Below are 14,883 nucleotides of genomic sequence, written 5' to 3'. Positions count from 1 at the left end.
AGGCGCGTGACGAATCCGAGGAATGCTGACCCACGAATCCGGATCCGGGACCCCTCCCGGCGGGAGGGGGAATGGCCTTACGCGGCGTGCTTGGCCCGGTTCAGCAGCTTGCGGTTGATCAGGACCTCGGCGATCTGAACCGCGTTCAGGGCGGCGCCCTTGCGCAGGTTGTCGGAGACGCACCAGAAGTTCAGGCCGTTCTCCACCGTCGCGTCCTCGCGGATGCGCGAGATGTAGGTCGCGTCCTCGCCGGCCGCCTCGTGGGGCGTCATGTAGCCGCCGTTCTCGCGCTTATCGATCACCAGCACACCGGGGGCGGCGCGCAGGATCTCGGTGGCCTTCTCGGCCGAGAGCGGCTGCTCGAACTCGACGTTCACCGCCTCGGCGTGCCCGATGAAGACCGGGACGCGGACGGCGGTGGCCGTCAGCTTGATCTTCGGGTCGAGCATCTTCTTGGTCTCGGCGACCATCTTCCACTCTTCCTTCGTGTAGCCATCCTCCATGAACACGTCGATGTGGGGGATGACGTTGAAGGCGATGCGCTTGGTGAACCTTCCGCCCTGCTTGATCTCGCCGGCGGTGAACACGGCGCGGGTCTGGTTGAACAGCTCGTCCATCGCCTCCTTGCCGGCGCCGGAGACCGACTGATAGGTCGAGACCACGACGCGCTTGATCGTGGCCGCCTCGTGAAGCGGCTTCAGCGCGACGACGAGCTGCGCGGTCGAGCAGTTCGGGTTGGCGATAATGTTGCGCTTGGTAAATCCGACTACAGCGTCGGCATTCACCTCGGGCACGATCAGCGGCACGTCGGTGTCGTAGCGGAACGCCGACGAATTATCGATCACCACGCAGCCCTGCTGGCCGATGCGGGGCGACCACTCCTTCGAGGCCTCACCGCCGGCCGACATCAGGCAGATGTCGGTGTCGGAGAAGTCGTACGTGTCGAGCGTTTTGACCTTGAGCGTCTTGTCGCCGTAGGAGACCTCCTGACCCTGGCTGCGGCGCGAGGCCAGAGCCACGACCTCGTCGGCGGGGAAAGCCCGCTCGGCCAGGATATCGAGCATTTCGCGGCCCACGTTACCCGTGGCGCCGACGACGGCGACCTTGTAACCCATCTCTCGTCTCCGCGCGGAAAACCCCGATTGATCCGGGTGCCGCGCTCCTGCCAGCGAATTCGGCCGAAGGATCGTTCGTGCCGGACGGCGCCCGTGAAACGGGCGCGGCCGCAGATCCCGTCCTCGCAGGAGGTGGGATCGACGGCCGCGTTGAGCAAGGCGCCGATGGCACGGCGGTGTCAAGGCCGCGTCCCGGTCAACGACTGATTCACCCTACAGGAACGAAGCCGGTGATGACCGGGTCGGAGGGAAAGGGAATGTAATCCTTCCCGGCCAACCTCGCTGCGGCTTGACGGAACAGCCGTCCGCACGGGGTGCCATGCTGACCAGGGCAACACGAGACGACGTGATCCGCGACGCCGGGCCGAATGCCGACCGGCCGAGGCTGTCGGTCCTGCGCGCCAGCGCGCAGCTCGCCCTCGCGGCAGCCGTGATCACGGCCTTGTCGTTCTACGCGCGGACGAACGTCGAAACCTCCGGTGCCGCACGCCCCCCGACGTCCTTCGTCCCGACGAAGCCAGCTGTTCAGGCCCCTCCCCCTGCTTCGGTCGCGCAGTTCGGATTGGCGGAACCAGGCTCCGACCCGGTTCGGGTCGCTTCCGGGCGAGTCGACACTCGGACGGGCCAGCGTGAAGATTCGCTGACACGCGGAGACTTCGACACGATGGAGGCCCCCACGTTGCGGGTCACCCTCACGCGCGGTCCGTCCGCCGAACGCTTGGCGAGCCTTTTCGTGCTCGTCGCCCGGCGCGCCGCTGCCGGTCCCGAGATCGGCCGCGCTGCCCTGTCCGTGGTTCGGACCGGCCCGTACGGCCGGATCGACACGAAGCTCGGGGCCGTGGAGCTTCTTGAGGTGACTCTCGGCGGTGCGTCGCGGCGCACGTGCACTGGCTTCGTGACCCGAGAGGCGGCTTTTCGCCTGGATGGGTGGATGTGCGCACCGCTGGGGCAACCGCCGGAGGCACAAACCGTCGCCTGCACGATCGACGCGCTCAGCCTCGTCGACCTTGCCGATCTGGACACGACCGCGGCCTTCTCGGCGGCGCCTAGAAACGCCGACGCCTGCGCTTTCGCCAAACCCACCGCGGAGGCAGCAAGCCGAACAGGATCAATCGCTCAGAGGGCGCGATCTAAGAAATGAGGCTGGAGTGTGGCAAAACACACAAGCTCGACCGTTTCGCTGGAACAACAGCCTCGCTCAAGCGTCTTCTTCTCAAAGGCGGCGAACTGTTAAGCTTCGACCGCCATATTGATGCCACTCTCAGACAAGGTTGGCCATGCGCTCGCTCAAGATCGCCCTTCTCGGCGTCATCGCCGCTGCCGGCTTCGGCGCCGCGGTCCCGGCGCCGGCCCAAGCCCAGGACGGCTTCGTTGCCGGTCCGATCTACCGGGTCAGCCGGCCCCTGCCGATCCGCGTCCGCCCGCGCAGCTGGCTTGATGCCGGCAACGTGCCGCTGACCTCGAACGTTCCGGGTGCCGGTGGTTCTCGCAATCCCGCCCTGAACCCCTACCTGATTGCGGCTTCGAACCAGCTGAACCCGCCCTACGGGCCGACCGACCGCTTCGGCCGCGGCATCCTGCCGGATCCGATCACCAACGGCCCGTTCATCGGCGCCCGTTCGTCGGCGATCCGGAACGTAGACCTCTCCTTCGTCGACCGGTTGGATCCGACCTCGCCGCTCTACGGCCGTCCCTACTAGGATCACCCGGCCTCATCGGCTGACGGTGCGGAGCGCGGGCCTTAGGGTCCGCGCTTTTCGTTTGTGATCCGGGCCCCTCTCGCCTTCATCGGCGTCGGTAATCCTGTATGCCAATCGTCGCGGCGACATCTTTGCCGCCGCGACGGGATCGATGACATGAAGCCGTTCAACTGGGTGTTCGGGTATCCGTCGCTGCGCATGCCGATGTTCGGCCGCAACTGCGTGGCGACCTCGCACGCACTGGCTGCTCAGGCCGGAATTCAGATGCTTCAGGCCGGCGGCAATGCCGTCGACGCGGCGATCGCGACGGCCGCGGCCAAGACCGTCACCGAACCCTGCAGCAACGGGCTCGGCTCGGACGCCTTCTGCATTCTGTGGGATGGGAAGGCGCTGCACGGTATCAATGCGTCCGGCGGCGCGCCGGCAGCCTGGAATCCGGACTACTTCCTGCGGAAATACGGGGCGTCCGAACGGCCGCCGATGCGCGGCTGGGATTCCGTCACTGTTCCCGGTGCAGTTGCCGCCTGGGTCGCGCTCAGCGAACGCTTCGGCCGCCTCCCCTTCGCAGACCTGATGCAACCGGCGATCCGCATCGCCGAGCGCGGCTACCTCGCCCCCGTCGTCGTGCAGCAGAAATGGGCGGCTGCCGCCGGTGTGGAGGCGATCACTCGTCAGCCGGGCTTCGCCGAGTTCTTCCTGCCGCGCGGCCGCGCCCCGAATGTCGGTGAGCTGGTGACGTTCCCGGGTGCCGAGAAGACCCTGCGGCTGATCGGCGAGACCAAGGGCGAGGCGTTCTACCGGGGTGAGATCGCCGAGGCGATCGCCGCACACGCGCGGGCTCATGGCGGGGCCATGACGGCCGCCGACCTGGCGGCCTTCCGGCCCGAATGGGTGACGCCGACCGCCAAGGATTATCGCGGCTATACGCTGCACGAGATTCCGCCGAACGGTCAGGGCATCGCGGCGCAGATCGCGCTCGGTATCCTGGAGCAGTTCGACCTCGCCGGCCTGCCGGTCGACGGTCCCGAGTCTCAGCACCTCCAGATCGAGGCCATGAAGCTCGCCTTCAGCGACACCTACCGGTACGTCGCCGACCCGCGCAGCATGGAAGTGACGCCGGAGGCGATGCTCGATCCCGCGTATCTGTCTGAACGCGCGAAGCTGATCGATCGCAATCGTGCCCAGGTGTTCGGACCCGGCAAGCCGCCCGCTGGCGGCACGATCTACCTCACCGCGGCCGACGAATCCGGCATGATGGTGAGCTTCATCCAGTCGAACTTCATGGGCTTCGGCTCCGGCGTCGTCGTCCCGGGTTGGGGGATCTCGCTGCAGAACCGCGGCTACGGCTTCGTGCTCGATCCGGCGAGCCCGAACGTGGTGGCGCCGGGCAAGCGCCCGTTCCACACGATCATCCCGGGCTTCCTCACCCAGAACGGCGCGCCGGTGATGAGCTTCGGTGTGATGGGCGGCAACATGCAGCCCCAGGGTCACGTCCAGACGCTGGTGCGGATGATCGATCACGGCCAGAATCCGCAGGCGGCCTGTGATGCGCCGCGGTGGCGTGTGAACGAGAGCCTCGACATCAACGTCGAGGCGGCGATGCCCGCCGCAACCCTCGACCGCCTGAAGGCCCTCGGCCACCATCTGGAGGTGATCGAGGACAGCTACCAGGATTTCGGAGCCGGCCAGTTCATCTGGCGGATGGGCGACCCGGCGGTGGAGGGCTACGTCGCGGCGAGCGATCCGCGTCGGGACGGCCAGGCTGTGGTGTGGTGAGGCGCTACTTCACCTGCACGCTGTCGACCACCTCGCGGAACTTGGCGAGCACACCGGTCCGCTGATCCTCGCGGACCACCCCGAGGGCGCGCAGGTAGCCGTCCGGCGCGAACCGGATGGTCTGCGAGACGACCACCGGCACGTTGGTTGGCTGGTCGATGGCGCGGGCCACGATCTCGTGCCAGTCGACGCCGTTCGAGCGGTAACTCTGCGAGCGCTCGATCACGAAATCCTTGAGGGTCTGGTTCGACGCGAGGGCGGCCCGGGCGAAGCCGTCCCGCTGCTCCGCCGTCGGCGGCTGCTGCACGGCTTGGGCCAGCACCAGGATCGGCTGCTCCAGATTCTGCATCTGGTCCTTCGGACCCTGGGTCAGCAGGACCGAGTTTCCCGCCAGAACCCGCACCGGCCTGAAGCCTGCCAGGTCGGCGATGCGGAACGGCAACGCGTCGACCTGCTGAGTCAGGCTCAGGGCCGGCCGCAGGGTCACGCCGGTCACCATCTTGCGCATCGTCGCTTCGGTCTCGGCGTCGGGCAGCGCCTGTGCGATCACGAGGCCGGTCACGCTCGGTGTGCCGACGACGAGGATCCACTTGCGGATCGCCGGCGCGGAGGCGTTCGGATCGGCAGGCTGCTCACCGGTGTAGAGCATGCCCTCGTTGTCGCCGATCTTGACCTCCTCGCGCTTCTCGACCGCGAAGCCCTGGCTCAGCAAGTTGGCGTCGGTGAAGCCGCTGACGAGTTCCGCGAAGGCGTTCGCGGGTAGTTCCACGATCGACAGCGTCGCGCCGCCCTCCTTCCGCTCGAATCCGGAGAAGCGGCGGGACAGCACCATGTCGGCGGGCGGCTCGAAGCCGAACCGCGAGCCCGGCGGGAAGACGGCGTCGGCGGCACGGGCGGCGGAGCCAAGGCTGGCCGCCAGCGCCGCGGCGCAGAGAACCCGTCCGAGACGCAGCATCAGGTTGCGCATCAGCATCGAATACCGGTTCTCCTGGTGAACCCAACTTGGGGTTAGCCCGCAGGCGATGGGTCTGCCCGGCAGTTCGATCTGTCAAGCCGGCAGCGCGGAGCGCCTGCGATCACGATGAAGGGAAACCGCCAGCAGAGCGGCCGCACCGATGCCGGCGGCGTAAGCTCCGAAGTTCCACACGGAGAAGATGTTGCCGAGCAGGAGCTGGCCGGCCACCGTTGATCGGAACGCGTCCAGGGCTGCGGTGTGGATCAGCCGGCTCGTTTCGATGAGCGCCGCACTGATCGCGGCGGCGATCACGCAGCCGCGCAGGCCCCATCGCGCCGGACGCAGGGCGGCTACGAGCAGGAACACCATCGCACCCCAAAGAATGCCGCCGCCGTAATGGTGAACCGGGAGCGGCAGATGCCAGGCCGCCACCCGCAGCAGAAGGCTCAGCCCGATCACAGCAATGGCGAGGCCGAGGTGCGTCCAACGAGCGGCCGGGAGGCGTGACAATGCCGTCATCGGGGTCGCGGCCGAACAGCAGGCGACCCCGTTCACCCGGGCGACAAGGGTGTAGGACACGATCATCAGCAGGAACCAGGAGGAGAGCTTGGCCACTGGAACCATCGACCAGTGATGCCTCTGGCTCGGATAGAGCCAAGTTCCCGAAAGAGTACCCAGGTTTTCCGCGAACCAGATGAACAGCGCAACGAGCAGAAGTCCGAGCAGCAGCGGCATCGCGCGGTGCTGTCGCCAGATCTTGAAGTACACGATCGCGGGGGCGAACGCTGCCGCGGCGATGAGAAGGAGTGGAACGCGCAGATCGTAGCCAAGATGATCGGTGAGGAAGTTGACGTAGATCGCCACCGACAGCGGCGCCAACAGGCGCAGGCTCGGATGCCGTTTGAACCGGAAGTCGAAAAGGCGCCACACGCGAGCGAGATAGCTGCCAACGGCCGCGTACATGAATCCCGTGAACAGCGGGACGCCACCCAGACGGAAGACGTTCGCTTCCGGATAGACCCAGCTTCCGATTGCCGTCTTATGGATCTCCATCGCCGTGCCGATGACGTGAAAGACCAGGATCACCCTGGCTTCGGACCACGTCTCCATCCGCAGCCGCAACAGGATGGCTTGGAGCGCCACAGCCGCGAGGAACAGCGCGTCGTACCGGGCGATTGGCGCGTGCTCCGGCCAGACCAAGCGTGTGCCGAGCATCAGCGCCAACAGCAGGCCGCCGAAAAGGCAGGCCCAGCCCTGCTTCAGCCCGAAGCGCACGAATTCATAGATCCCGGCCGTGAAGCGGCCATGCGCGACGACAGCCGCCTGCAGGCGCGCCTCAACGGCGATGAAACGCCCGATCGCCGGCCATTGCGCCGCTGCGCTGACCCCGCTCATCGGCGGAGCCGATACGTCGGACGTTTCGCGGTCAGGCTCTGACGTCAACGACCCGCCCCACCCGCTGCCGTGACCCGACGAAGGGTCAAGTTGCAGCGACCGCCCGGCGGCAAGAAGGCGAGCCCGACCTCCTCGTCGAGGAGGTCGGCGCTCGGGTAGAGCCGGTCGATCCCGTGGTAGATCAGCCGCGACGCGCCGCCGATTACCAGGGCATCTCCGGTCCGAAGGCGCATCGAGCGGGTCGGATCGGAGCGGTTCAGGCCGCCGTAGCGGAACAGCGCGGCGGCGCCGAGGGACAGCGACAGGACCGGCGCCGCGAGATCCGCCTCATCCCGATCTTGGTGGAGGCCCATGCGGGTCCCCGGCGCGTAAAGATTGATCAGGCAGGCTTCCGGTGGGACCGGATAAGCCGCCAGCGCCTCCCAGGCCGCGCGGGCGGTCGGCGGCAGAGGCGGCCAGGCGTGCCCCGTCTTGGGATGCGTCGGCTGGTAGCGGTAGCCGCTGATGTCCGAGACCCAGCCGAGGGCGCCGGCATTCGTCATCCGCACCGAGAACGGCTTGCCGGTGCGGGGCATGCGCGGCGTGACCGGCGGGGCGGCTTCGAGGATCGCGGCGATCTCGGCGGCGAGACGCGCGCGGGCTGCCGCGTCGAGGAAGCCCGGATGATGGATCAGGCCGGGCGCGAGTTCGGTCGCCACTCAGGGGCCGGCATCGCCGTCCCACGCAAGCACCGTCTTGGCGGCGACCGTGGTGTCGGCGTTGAGGCGATAGACCAGCGGGACGCCGGTCCTGATCTGGAGGTCCGTGACGGTGTCGCCGTCCAGGCGGTCGAGAACCATCACCAGGGCGCGCAGCGAGTTGCCGTGGGCCGCTACCAGGACCCGCTGGCCGGCCATGACCCGCGGCAGGATCGCGGTAATGTAGTAGGGCAGCACCCGCGCCGCCGTGTCCTTGAGGCTCTCGCCCCCAGGTGGACGCACGTCGTAGGACCGCCGCCAGGCATGGACCTGCGCGTCGCCCCAGCGGGCCCGAGCATCGTCCTTGTTGAGGCCCGAGAGCTCGCCGTAGTCGCGCTCATTGAGGGCCCGATCGCGAACAACCGCGAGATCGCCAAGGCCCATCTCCTCCAACAGCAGGGCGCAGGTCCGCTGTGCCCGCACCAACTCCGACGTGAACGCCGCGTCGAAGCTGTAGCCCTCCCGCTTCAGCCCCCGCCCGGCCGCGCGGGCCTCGGCCACGCCGCGCTCCGTCAGGTCGGGGTCGCGCCAGCCGGTGAACAGGTTCTGGAGGTTCCAGGCGCTCTGGCCGTGCCGGACGAGGACGAGGAGCCGTTCCATGTCCGCACCGCCTGTCACAGGCCGAGTACGTCCGCCATCGTGTAAAAGCCCGGCGGCTTCGGATGCGCCCAGAGCGCGGCCTTCACCGCACCGGTCGCGAACAGGCCGCGGTCGCCGGCGTGGTGGCTGATCGTGAGGCTCTCTCCGGTGCCGGCGAAGATGACGCTGTGGTCGCCCACGACGCTGCCGCCCCGGAGCGTGGCGAAACCGATGTCACCGGGCTTGCGGGCGCCGGTATGCCCGTCCCGGGTCGAGACCCGGACCGCCTTCAGATCGACGCCGCGGCCCTCCGCGGCGGCCTCGCCCAGCATCAGCGCCGTGCCGGAGGGCGCGTCCACCTTCATGCGGTGGTGCATCTCGCAGATCTCGATGTCGAACTCGTCGCCGAGCGACTTGGCCACGCGCCGCACCAGTTCGGTCATCAGGTTGATGCCGAGGGACATGTTGCCCGACTGCACGATTCGGGCGTGATAGGACGCGGCGCGCAACTTGGCGAAATCGTCCTCGGACAGGCCGGTCGTGCCGACGACGTGGACGATGCGGGCCTGGGCCGCGAGCTCGGCGAAAGCGACCGTGGCTGCGGGCGCGGTGAAATCCAGCACGCCGTCGGCCGCCGCGAAGGCTGCCAGGGGATCGTCGGTCACCGGCACGTCGAGGGGCGACAGGCCGGACAGCGTGCCCGCATCCTGCCCGAGGGCCGGAGAGCCCTCGCGCTCGATTGCCGCCGAGAGGGTGCAGCCTTCGGCCTGCGCCACAGCGCGCACCAGCATCCGCCCCATGCGCCCGTCGGCGCCGACCACTACGAGCCGCATCCGGTTTCCAACTCCGTCACAAGGTTCGCGGGGCCCGGGCCGAGGAGGCCCGCTCCGCCGCGTGCCGTCTGTCGGGCGCCCGATCCACCGCGATCATGACGGGCGCCCGCGCAGTTATTCCTTCTCCGGGGCGATCTGCTCAAGCCCGCCGATATGCTTCTGCGCGTAGAGCGGCAGGCCGATCTGCTTGATCAGCTCCAGCTGCGTCTCGAGGAAGTCGATGTGACCCTCCTCGTCCTCGGCCAAATCCTCGAACAGGCGCTTGGACACGCGGTCGTTGATCGAATCGCAGTACTTTGCGGCCTCGAGGTAGAGGCTGCGGGCCTCGTTCTCGGCGGCGAGATCGGAATCCAGGATCTCCTGGACGTTCTGACCGATGCGCAGAGGATCGAGTTCCTGCAGGTTCGGGAAGCCGTCGAGGAACAGGATCCGATCGATGAACCGGTCCGCGTGGTTCATCTCCTCGATCGATTCTTTGCGCCAGAACTTGGCCAGCTCCACGTAGCCCCAGTCATTGAGCATCCGGAAATGCAGCCAGTACTGGCTGACAGCGGTCAGCTCGCTGCGCAAACCCCGATTGAGGTACTCAATGACCTTGGTGTCGCCCTTCATGCCCCCGTACTCCTTACCGTGTTTTCAGGCGGGGGGCAGAAGCATCAGGCCGCGACTCCCTCATCCGCAGTTTGGAATTTCACCAAACTACACGCACTTGCGCAAGCGGTCGTGCAGGCATGGCTGCTCTCCGCTTGCGCAGCTTGGCCCAGGGCGGTCTCCATGATCGAGCGGATGGTCCGGGCGCAGCGGCCGCATTTCGGGCTGCAGCCCAGACACGCATAGACCTGGGCCGGGGTGCGCGGGCAACCGGGGCCGGGCGAGAGGCAACCGCGCACCGCGCCGTCCGAGATGACATTGCAAGAACAGACGATCATGCGCGCCGCAGATCCCGCCTTCTCCGAGCCAGTCGCAGCCTCACTGGGCCGAACCGGGCACATCCGCCAGTTTAGAAACTTTGAAAAGTAGCTGACTTTTCAATCATTTACTGGCCAGCGCTGCACATGACACCCGCACCCGTCCGGGTCAAGTCATCGATTCGGCACGGACGGCGTCGCGAACGGATCAGCGCGCGAGCTCCCGCAAGCCCAGGCGGATCAGCACCCTGGCCTCGGCCTCCTCCCCGGCGGTCTTGAGGGCGGCGGCGACCGCGGTGGCGGCTTGGACCTGGGGGTAACCGAGATTGACCAGAGCCGAGATCGCGTCGGCCACGGGCTGCGGGGCGGCGCCCGCGCCCACGGCGTCGGTCAGGGCGATCAGCGACGGATCCACCGGAGCGAAAGCCGGGGCCTTGTCCTTCAGTTCGGCGGCCATCCGGGCTGCGAGCCGGGGTCCGACGCCCGGTGCGCGGCTGATCGCAGTCTTGTCGCCCGTGGCGATTGCGTTGGCGAGCGCCTCCGGCTCAAGGGCCGACAGGACACCCAGGGCTACGCGGGCCCCGACCCCCTGGACGGTCTGGAGCAGACGAAACCATTCCCGTTCGGCATCGGAGCGGAAGCCGTAGAGCCGGATCATGTCCTCGCGAACATGAGTCTCGATCGACAGTTCCGCCGGCTCGCCCGCCTTCGGCATGCGCTGGAGCGTCCGCGCCGAGCAATGCGCGATGTAGCCGACGCCCGAGACGTCGAGGATGACGAAATCCTCGCCGAACGAGTCCACGATTCCCTTGAGCTTGCCGATCATGCCTTGCCTGTCCGCCAACCCGGGATGCCTACAGAAGCGCAACCGCCTCCGCCAGACGTGCTTGAGCCGGCCTGGACTTCATGAAATCAGGTTTGCTGCGCGGGCCGAGCTTGGCCGGCACGGGGGGACGACCATGCGTGTGCCATTTCTTGCCCTGATCGGGCTGCTGTGCCTGGCTCCGGCCCAGGCGGCGGACAATCCCGCACCGCCCGTGGGCCCCAGTGCCGATCCCACCCAGGTGCGACCGGGCACCTACGTGCTCGATCCCGATCACGGCAAAATCACGTGGTCGGTCTCCCATCTCGGCTACTCGACCTATTACGGCCAGTTCACCGGCCTGACCGGGACCTTGCAGCTCAATCCGAAGGCGCCGGAGAAGAGCGGCCTCGACGTCACCGTGCCGCTTGGCGGCGTCATCACCGGTAGCGCGCGGCTGAACGAGCATCTCGCGGCGCCGGATTTCTTCGATGCGGTCAAGTTCCCGAACGCCACCTTCAAGGCCACCCAGATCGAGCCGACGAGCCCCACGACGGCGCGGATCACCGGCGACCTGAATCTCCGCGGCACCGTCCGGCCGCTCGCCATCGACGCGACCTTCAATCAGGCCGGCATTCACCCGGTCGATCAGCGCTACACGGTCGGCTTCGATGGGAGGGCCGTGATCAAGCGCTCCGATTTCGGCATCAACGCGTATCTGCCGCAACTCGGCGATGAGGTGACCCTGCGGATCGAAGGGGAGTTCAAGGCCGCGCCCTGACGCGGTCGAAGGCCGGCCCGTGACGGCGCCGCGGCACGGGTGTAGTCAGCCGCCACCGCGGGTGGCTGCGGAAGGATAGCCGCGCGTGTCGGTTGCATCAGGGAGATCCGAGCGGTGCGGGGTACGAGACTCTTCGGCGTCATCCTGACTCTCACGCTCGTCGGCCCGGCCAGCGCACAGGTGCCGGCACCGCCGCCGGCTGTTCCCAGCGCGCCGGCCAGCCCGCTCTCGCCCCTCGACAATTACGCCGCCGCGGCCTCAACCACGATCATCGCCGAGCAGGCCTGTCCGGGCGTTCAGGTCAGGGCCGGGCAGCTCACGACCCTGCGCCTCGCGGCCCGGGTCAATCCCGGTCAGGAGGCTGTGCTGGAGGAGAAGCTGCGCACGCGGGCCTCGCAGGTTCGGCAGCAGCTCGCGGCCGATGGCCGGGAGGCCTGGTGCGCCGAGGCTCTGGCTGCCTTCGGCCCGCAGGGGACCATCGCCAAAGGCGTCCTGGCCACCGGCGCACCGATCCGCTGATCCGTGCTGCGAGCCGGCCGTGAGGATTGACACGACGCCGCAGCGCCCGTAGTGACCCCGTATGGCGCGCGGCCTCTCCTGAGGTCCGCGCGTTTCGCGTTGTCCGGGCTCAAGCCCGCGCAATGACTTCAAACAAGAAGCCGGTCCAGGGGCAGCCCCCCGGAGGCCGTTCGAGAACACGAGAGAACGATGTTCGCAGTCATCAAGACGGGCGGTAAGCAGTACCGCGTCGCCGCCAACGACACCATCACCATCGCGTCGCTCACGGGCGAAGCCGGCGAGGCCGTGACCTTCGGCGAGGTCCTTCTGTTCGCTGACGGCGCCGGCGCGACCCAGGTCGGCGCCCCGACCCTGTCGGGCATCAGCGTCACGGGCGAGATCGTGCGCCATGGTCGCGACAAGAAGGTCATCGCCTTCAAGAAGCGCCGCCGGCAGAACTCGCGCCGCAAGCGCGGTCACCGGCAGGACCACACGGTCGTGCGCATCACCGGCATCTCGGCCTGAGGCACGGCGCAAGCGCTGGGCGCGTCACGGTCCCTGAGGACCCGATCCGCGACCGCATCCAAGCAGATCAGAATTCGGAGCTCATCCCATGGCACACAAAAAGGCTGGCGGCTCGTCCCGCAACGGTCGCGACTCGGAAGGCCGGCGCCTCGGCGTCAAGAAGTTCGGCTCGGAAGCCGTGATTCCGGGCAACATCATCGTGCGCCAGCGCGGCACCAAATGGCATCCCGGCGCCAATGTCGGCATGGGCAAGGACCACACGCTCTTCGCGCTGGTACCGGGCCATGTCCGCTTCGAGACGCGCCGCGGGCGCGCCTTCGTAGCCGTAGCACCGCTGGCCGAGGCCGCGGAATAACAGGCGGGCGCCCGAGAGGCGAAGCTGGCGTCCCGCCCGGTGTCCCACACCGGACCGGAGACGTCGTTGCCGAGCCCCTGACGGGCCGGATCGGACGGAACACCGGGGAGGATGGGACGCCATCCTCCCCTTCGTCGTCTTGAGGCAGTGCCCCGAAGCCGGGTGCGCTGCCCAGCGAGGGCACGATGTTCCCCGATCTGACCCGTGATGACGTCTTCCGGATCGAGACCCGCCGGCTGTGGCTGCGCTGGCCGGCCGCCAAGGACCGCGACGCGATCCTGAAGCTGGCCGGGGATCCGGCCGTGTCGGAGATGCTGGCGCGGGTCCCACACCCGCTACCGGCATCCGTGGTGGATGCCTTTCTGCTGCAGGCGCGCTCGGAGAACGCGGACGGGTCGGCGCTGACTCTCGCCCTCGCGCGGCGCGCGGCCCCTGCGACCGCGATCGGCGTCGTCAGCATCGAGGTCGGGCCTGATCGGGTGCCGGAACTCGGCTACTGGCTCGGGAAGCCGTACTGGGGGGGCGGCCTGATGCGCGAGGCGGTGTCGAGCCTGTGCCACGCCTTCTTCGCCTATGCCGGAGGAACCGAGCTCGCGGCTTCGGCGCGCAGCGTCAACCCGGCGTCCCGGCGCGTCCTAGAGGCGTGCGGCTTCCAGCATGTCGGCACCGGCCTGCGGCCGTTTCCGGCTCGGGGCGCGGATCTGCCGGTCGATCGCTTCGGCCTCGACAGGCGGCGGTGGCAGATGCTGGAATCCGAGCCCGCGATGACGGAGGCTGCCTGAGGGCAGCCCCGCGGAGCCGGCGATGGCCGGCGACCGCTGACGAGGATGATGGTGCGGGTCTGGGATCCGCACCCGATTAGGGAATCGAGCCGTGAAGTTCCTCGACGAAGCCAAGGTCTATGTCCGCTCCGGGGACGGCGGTCCCGGCTGCGTCTCGTTCCGGCGGGAGAAGTTCATCGAGTTCGGCGGCCCGAACGGCGGCGATGGCGGCCGCGGCGGCGACGTCTGGGTCGAGTGCGTCGAGGGGCTCAACACCCTGATCGACTATCGATACCAGCAGCACTTCAAGGCCAAGAAGGGCGAGCACGGCATGGGCTCGAACTGCCACGGCGCGAACGGGACCGATGCCGTTCTGAAGGTCCCAGCCGGCACGCAGATCTTCGCCGAGGACGGCGAGACGCTGCTCGCCGATCTGACCGAGGTCGGCCAGAAGATCCGCCTCGCCAAGGGCGGCAACGGCGGCTTCGGTAACGCCTACTTCACCACCTCCACCAACCGCGCCCCGAAGCACGCCAATCCCGGTCAGGAAGGCCAGGAGATGTGGATCTGGCTGCGGCTGAAGCTGATCGCCGATGCCGGCCTCGTCGGCCTGCCGAACGCCGGCAAGTCGACGTTCCTCGCCAGCGTCACAGCGGCCAAGCCGAAGATCGCCGACTACCCGTTCACCACCCTGCATCCCGGCCTGGGCGTCGTCCGCTCGGACGGGCGCGAGTTCGTTCTCGCCGACATCCCGGGCCTGATCGAGGGCGCGCATGAGGGCGTCGGGCTCGGCGACAGGTTCCTGGCTCATGTGGAGCGCTGCCGCGTGCTGCTGCACCTCGTGGACGGCACGAGCGAGCATGCCGGCAAGACCTACAAGCTGGTGCGCGGCGAGATCGAGGCCTACGGCAACGGCCTTGCCAAGAAGCCCGAGGTCGTGGCGCTCTCCAAGGCCGACGCCCTCGATGCCGAGACCCTGAAGAGCCAGGTGGCCAAGCTGAAGCGCGCGGCCGGCCGCGCTCCGCTGGTCCTGTCCTCGGCGAGCCGGAAGGGCGTGCCGGAGGCGCTGCGAGCGCTTCAGGCCGAGATCGACGCCAGCGCGGAGGCGGATCGGGAACCTGAGGCTGCCTGGCAGCCGTGAGAGGTCGAAGGCTCCGGTAGCG

General features: G+C 68.1%; 18 protein-coding genes. 9 read left to right on the top strand and 9 right to left on the bottom strand.

Annotated features, from left to right (window positions below; translation table 11 throughout):
* Positions 1-77: 77 nt before the first annotated feature.
* Positions 78-1,115: an aspartate-semialdehyde dehydrogenase gene (locus AC3WSN_RS00740; RefSeq protein WP_492535656.1), complete on the bottom strand. Its 1,038-nt coding sequence runs from the start codon at positions 1,113-1,115 to the stop codon at positions 78-80.
* 346 nt (positions 1,116-1,461) lie between these two features.
* Here AC3WSN_RS00740 and AC3WSN_RS00735 point away from each other — a divergent pair, with 346 nt between their 5' ends.
* The 3 genes from AC3WSN_RS00735 (at position 1,462) to AC3WSN_RS00725 (ending at position 4,591) form a co-directional block, all read left to right on the top strand.
* On the top strand, positions 1,462-2,256 hold the full coding sequence (locus AC3WSN_RS00735; protein WP_492535654.1) for a hypothetical protein: 795 nt from the start codon (positions 1,462-1,464) through the stop codon (positions 2,254-2,256).
* Positions 2,257-2,392: 136 nt separating this feature from the next.
* Positions 2,393-2,815, top strand: a complete 423-nt coding sequence (locus AC3WSN_RS00730) for a hypothetical protein (protein ID WP_492535652.1) — start codon at positions 2,393-2,395, stop codon at positions 2,813-2,815.
* A gap of 156 nt (positions 2,816-2,971) precedes the next feature.
* Positions 2,972-4,591 carry a gamma-glutamyltransferase family protein gene (locus AC3WSN_RS00725; protein WP_492535651.1) on the top strand — a complete coding sequence of 540 codons (1,620 nt, stop codon included), beginning with the start codon at positions 2,972-2,974 and terminating at the stop codon, positions 4,589-4,591.
* A gap of 4 nt (positions 4,592-4,595) precedes the next feature.
* Here AC3WSN_RS00725 and AC3WSN_RS00720 read toward each other — a convergent pair whose 3' ends face one another.
* From AC3WSN_RS00720 to ruvA, 8 genes are all read right to left on the bottom strand, one after another.
* Complete coding sequence (locus AC3WSN_RS00720; protein ID WP_492535649.1) at positions 4,596-5,564, bottom strand: hypothetical protein; 969 nt, start codon at positions 5,562-5,564, stop codon at positions 4,596-4,598.
* Between the two features lie 75 nt (positions 5,565-5,639).
* Positions 5,640-6,941, bottom strand: a complete 1,302-nt coding sequence (locus AC3WSN_RS00715) for a DUF817 family protein (RefSeq protein WP_492535647.1) — start codon at positions 6,939-6,941, stop codon at positions 5,640-5,642.
* A gap of 44 nt (positions 6,942-6,985) precedes the next feature.
* Positions 6,986-7,639, bottom strand: a complete 654-nt coding sequence (locus AC3WSN_RS00710) for an alpha-ketoglutarate-dependent dioxygenase AlkB (RefSeq protein WP_492535646.1) — start codon at positions 7,637-7,639, stop codon at positions 6,986-6,988.
* Positions 7,640-8,278, bottom strand: a complete 639-nt coding sequence (locus AC3WSN_RS00705) for a 2,3-bisphosphoglycerate-dependent phosphoglycerate mutase (protein WP_492535644.1) — start codon at positions 8,276-8,278, stop codon at positions 7,640-7,642. It abuts the gene before it with no gap.
* Positions 8,279-8,292: 14 nt separating this feature from the next.
* Complete coding sequence (dapB, locus tag AC3WSN_RS00700; RefSeq protein ID WP_492535642.1) at positions 8,293-9,090, bottom strand: 4-hydroxy-tetrahydrodipicolinate reductase; 798 nt, start codon at positions 9,088-9,090, stop codon at positions 8,293-8,295.
* Between the two features lie 114 nt (positions 9,091-9,204).
* On the bottom strand, positions 9,205-9,702 hold the full coding sequence (gene bfr / locus AC3WSN_RS00695; RefSeq protein ID WP_043380322.1) for a bacterioferritin: 498 nt from the start codon (positions 9,700-9,702) through the stop codon (positions 9,205-9,207).
* 44 nt (positions 9,703-9,746) lie between these two features.
* Positions 9,747-10,019 carry a (2Fe-2S)-binding protein gene (locus tag AC3WSN_RS00690; RefSeq protein WP_373622315.1) on the bottom strand — a complete coding sequence of 91 codons (273 nt, stop codon included), beginning with the start codon at positions 10,017-10,019 and terminating at the stop codon, positions 9,747-9,749.
* A 187-nt stretch (positions 10,020-10,206) separates the two neighbouring features.
* Positions 10,207-10,824 (bottom strand): Holliday junction branch migration protein RuvA, encoded by a 618-nt coding sequence (gene ruvA, locus AC3WSN_RS00685; RefSeq protein ID WP_492535639.1) that lies wholly within the window; start codon positions 10,822-10,824, stop codon positions 10,207-10,209.
* 133 nt (positions 10,825-10,957) lie between these two features.
* Between ruvA and AC3WSN_RS00680 the strand changes: the two genes are divergently transcribed.
* The 6 genes from AC3WSN_RS00680 to obgE all read left to right on the top strand — a co-directional run bounded on the left by AC3WSN_RS00680 (position 10,958) and on the right by obgE (position 14,861).
* On the top strand, positions 10,958-11,581 hold the full coding sequence (locus tag AC3WSN_RS00680; RefSeq protein ID WP_492535638.1) for a YceI family protein: 624 nt from the start codon (positions 10,958-10,960) through the stop codon (positions 11,579-11,581).
* A gap of 114 nt (positions 11,582-11,695) precedes the next feature.
* Complete coding sequence (locus tag AC3WSN_RS00675; protein WP_192706931.1) at positions 11,696-12,100, top strand: hypothetical protein; 405 nt, start codon at positions 11,696-11,698, stop codon at positions 12,098-12,100.
* 189 nt (positions 12,101-12,289) lie between these two features.
* A complete protein-coding gene (rplU, locus tag AC3WSN_RS00670; RefSeq protein WP_192706930.1) occupies positions 12,290-12,604 on the top strand; it encodes a 50S ribosomal protein L21 in 315 nt (104 codons plus the stop codon).
* An 88-nt stretch (positions 12,605-12,692) separates the two neighbouring features.
* Positions 12,693-12,959: a 50S ribosomal protein L27 gene (gene rpmA, locus AC3WSN_RS00665; protein WP_091781540.1), complete on the top strand. Its 267-nt coding sequence runs from the start codon at positions 12,693-12,695 to the stop codon at positions 12,957-12,959.
* A 185-nt stretch (positions 12,960-13,144) separates the two neighbouring features.
* Positions 13,145-13,741, top strand: coding sequence for a GNAT family N-acetyltransferase (locus AC3WSN_RS00660; RefSeq protein ID WP_492535636.1), 597 nt, complete (start codon positions 13,145-13,147; stop codon positions 13,739-13,741).
* A gap of 91 nt (positions 13,742-13,832) precedes the next feature.
* On the top strand, positions 13,833-14,861 hold the full coding sequence (gene obgE, locus AC3WSN_RS00655) for a GTPase ObgE (protein WP_492535634.1): 1,029 nt from the start codon (positions 13,833-13,835) through the stop codon (positions 14,859-14,861).
* The last annotated feature ends 22 nt before the right edge of the window (positions 14,862-14,883 follow it).

This window comes from Methylobacterium sp. FW102-HT35C08, from assembly GCF_058790235.1.
Note: the sequence above shows the minus strand (reverse complement) of the source record. Positions and strands in the feature narration are given on the sequence as shown.

Excerpts from the sequence above, each read along its gene's own strand:
- AC3WSN_RS00660 (WP_492535636.1), top strand. The coding sequence starts at position 13,145 with ATGTTCCCCGATCTGACCCGTGATGACGTCTTCCGGATCGAGACCCGC.
- AC3WSN_RS00720 (WP_492535649.1), bottom strand. The coding sequence starts at position 5,564 with ATGCTGATGCGCAACCTGATGCTGCGTCTCGGACGGGTTCTCTGCGCC.
- dapB (WP_492535642.1), bottom strand. The coding sequence starts at position 9,090 with ATGCGGCTCGTAGTGGTCGGCGCCGACGGGCGCATGGGGCGGATGCTG.
- bfr (WP_043380322.1), bottom strand. The coding sequence starts at position 9,702 with ATGAAGGGCGACACCAAGGTCATTGAGTACCTCAATCGGGGTTTGCGC.
- AC3WSN_RS00680 (WP_492535638.1), top strand. The coding sequence starts at position 10,958 with ATGCGTGTGCCATTTCTTGCCCTGATCGGGCTGCTGTGCCTGGCTCCG.
- rplU (WP_192706930.1), top strand. The coding sequence starts at position 12,290 with ATGTTCGCAGTCATCAAGACGGGCGGTAAGCAGTACCGCGTCGCCGCC.
- AC3WSN_RS00740 (WP_492535656.1), bottom strand. The coding sequence starts at position 1,115 with ATGGGTTACAAGGTCGCCGTCGTCGGCGCCACGGGTAACGTGGGCCGC.
- AC3WSN_RS00730 (WP_492535652.1), top strand. The coding sequence starts at position 2,393 with ATGCGCTCGCTCAAGATCGCCCTTCTCGGCGTCATCGCCGCTGCCGGC.
- AC3WSN_RS00705 (WP_492535644.1), bottom strand. The coding sequence starts at position 8,278 with ATGGAACGGCTCCTCGTCCTCGTCCGGCACGGCCAGAGCGCCTGGAAC.
- AC3WSN_RS00725 (WP_492535651.1), top strand. The coding sequence starts at position 2,972 with ATGAAGCCGTTCAACTGGGTGTTCGGGTATCCGTCGCTGCGCATGCCG.
- rpmA (WP_091781540.1), top strand. The coding sequence starts at position 12,693 with ATGGCACACAAAAAGGCTGGCGGCTCGTCCCGCAACGGTCGCGACTCG.
- AC3WSN_RS00715 (WP_492535647.1), bottom strand. The coding sequence starts at position 6,941 with ATGAGCGGGGTCAGCGCAGCGGCGCAATGGCCGGCGATCGGGCGTTTC.
- AC3WSN_RS00690 (WP_373622315.1), bottom strand. The coding sequence starts at position 10,019 with ATGATCGTCTGTTCTTGCAATGTCATCTCGGACGGCGCGGTGCGCGGT.
- ruvA (WP_492535639.1), bottom strand. The coding sequence starts at position 10,824 with ATGATCGGCAAGCTCAAGGGAATCGTGGACTCGTTCGGCGAGGATTTC.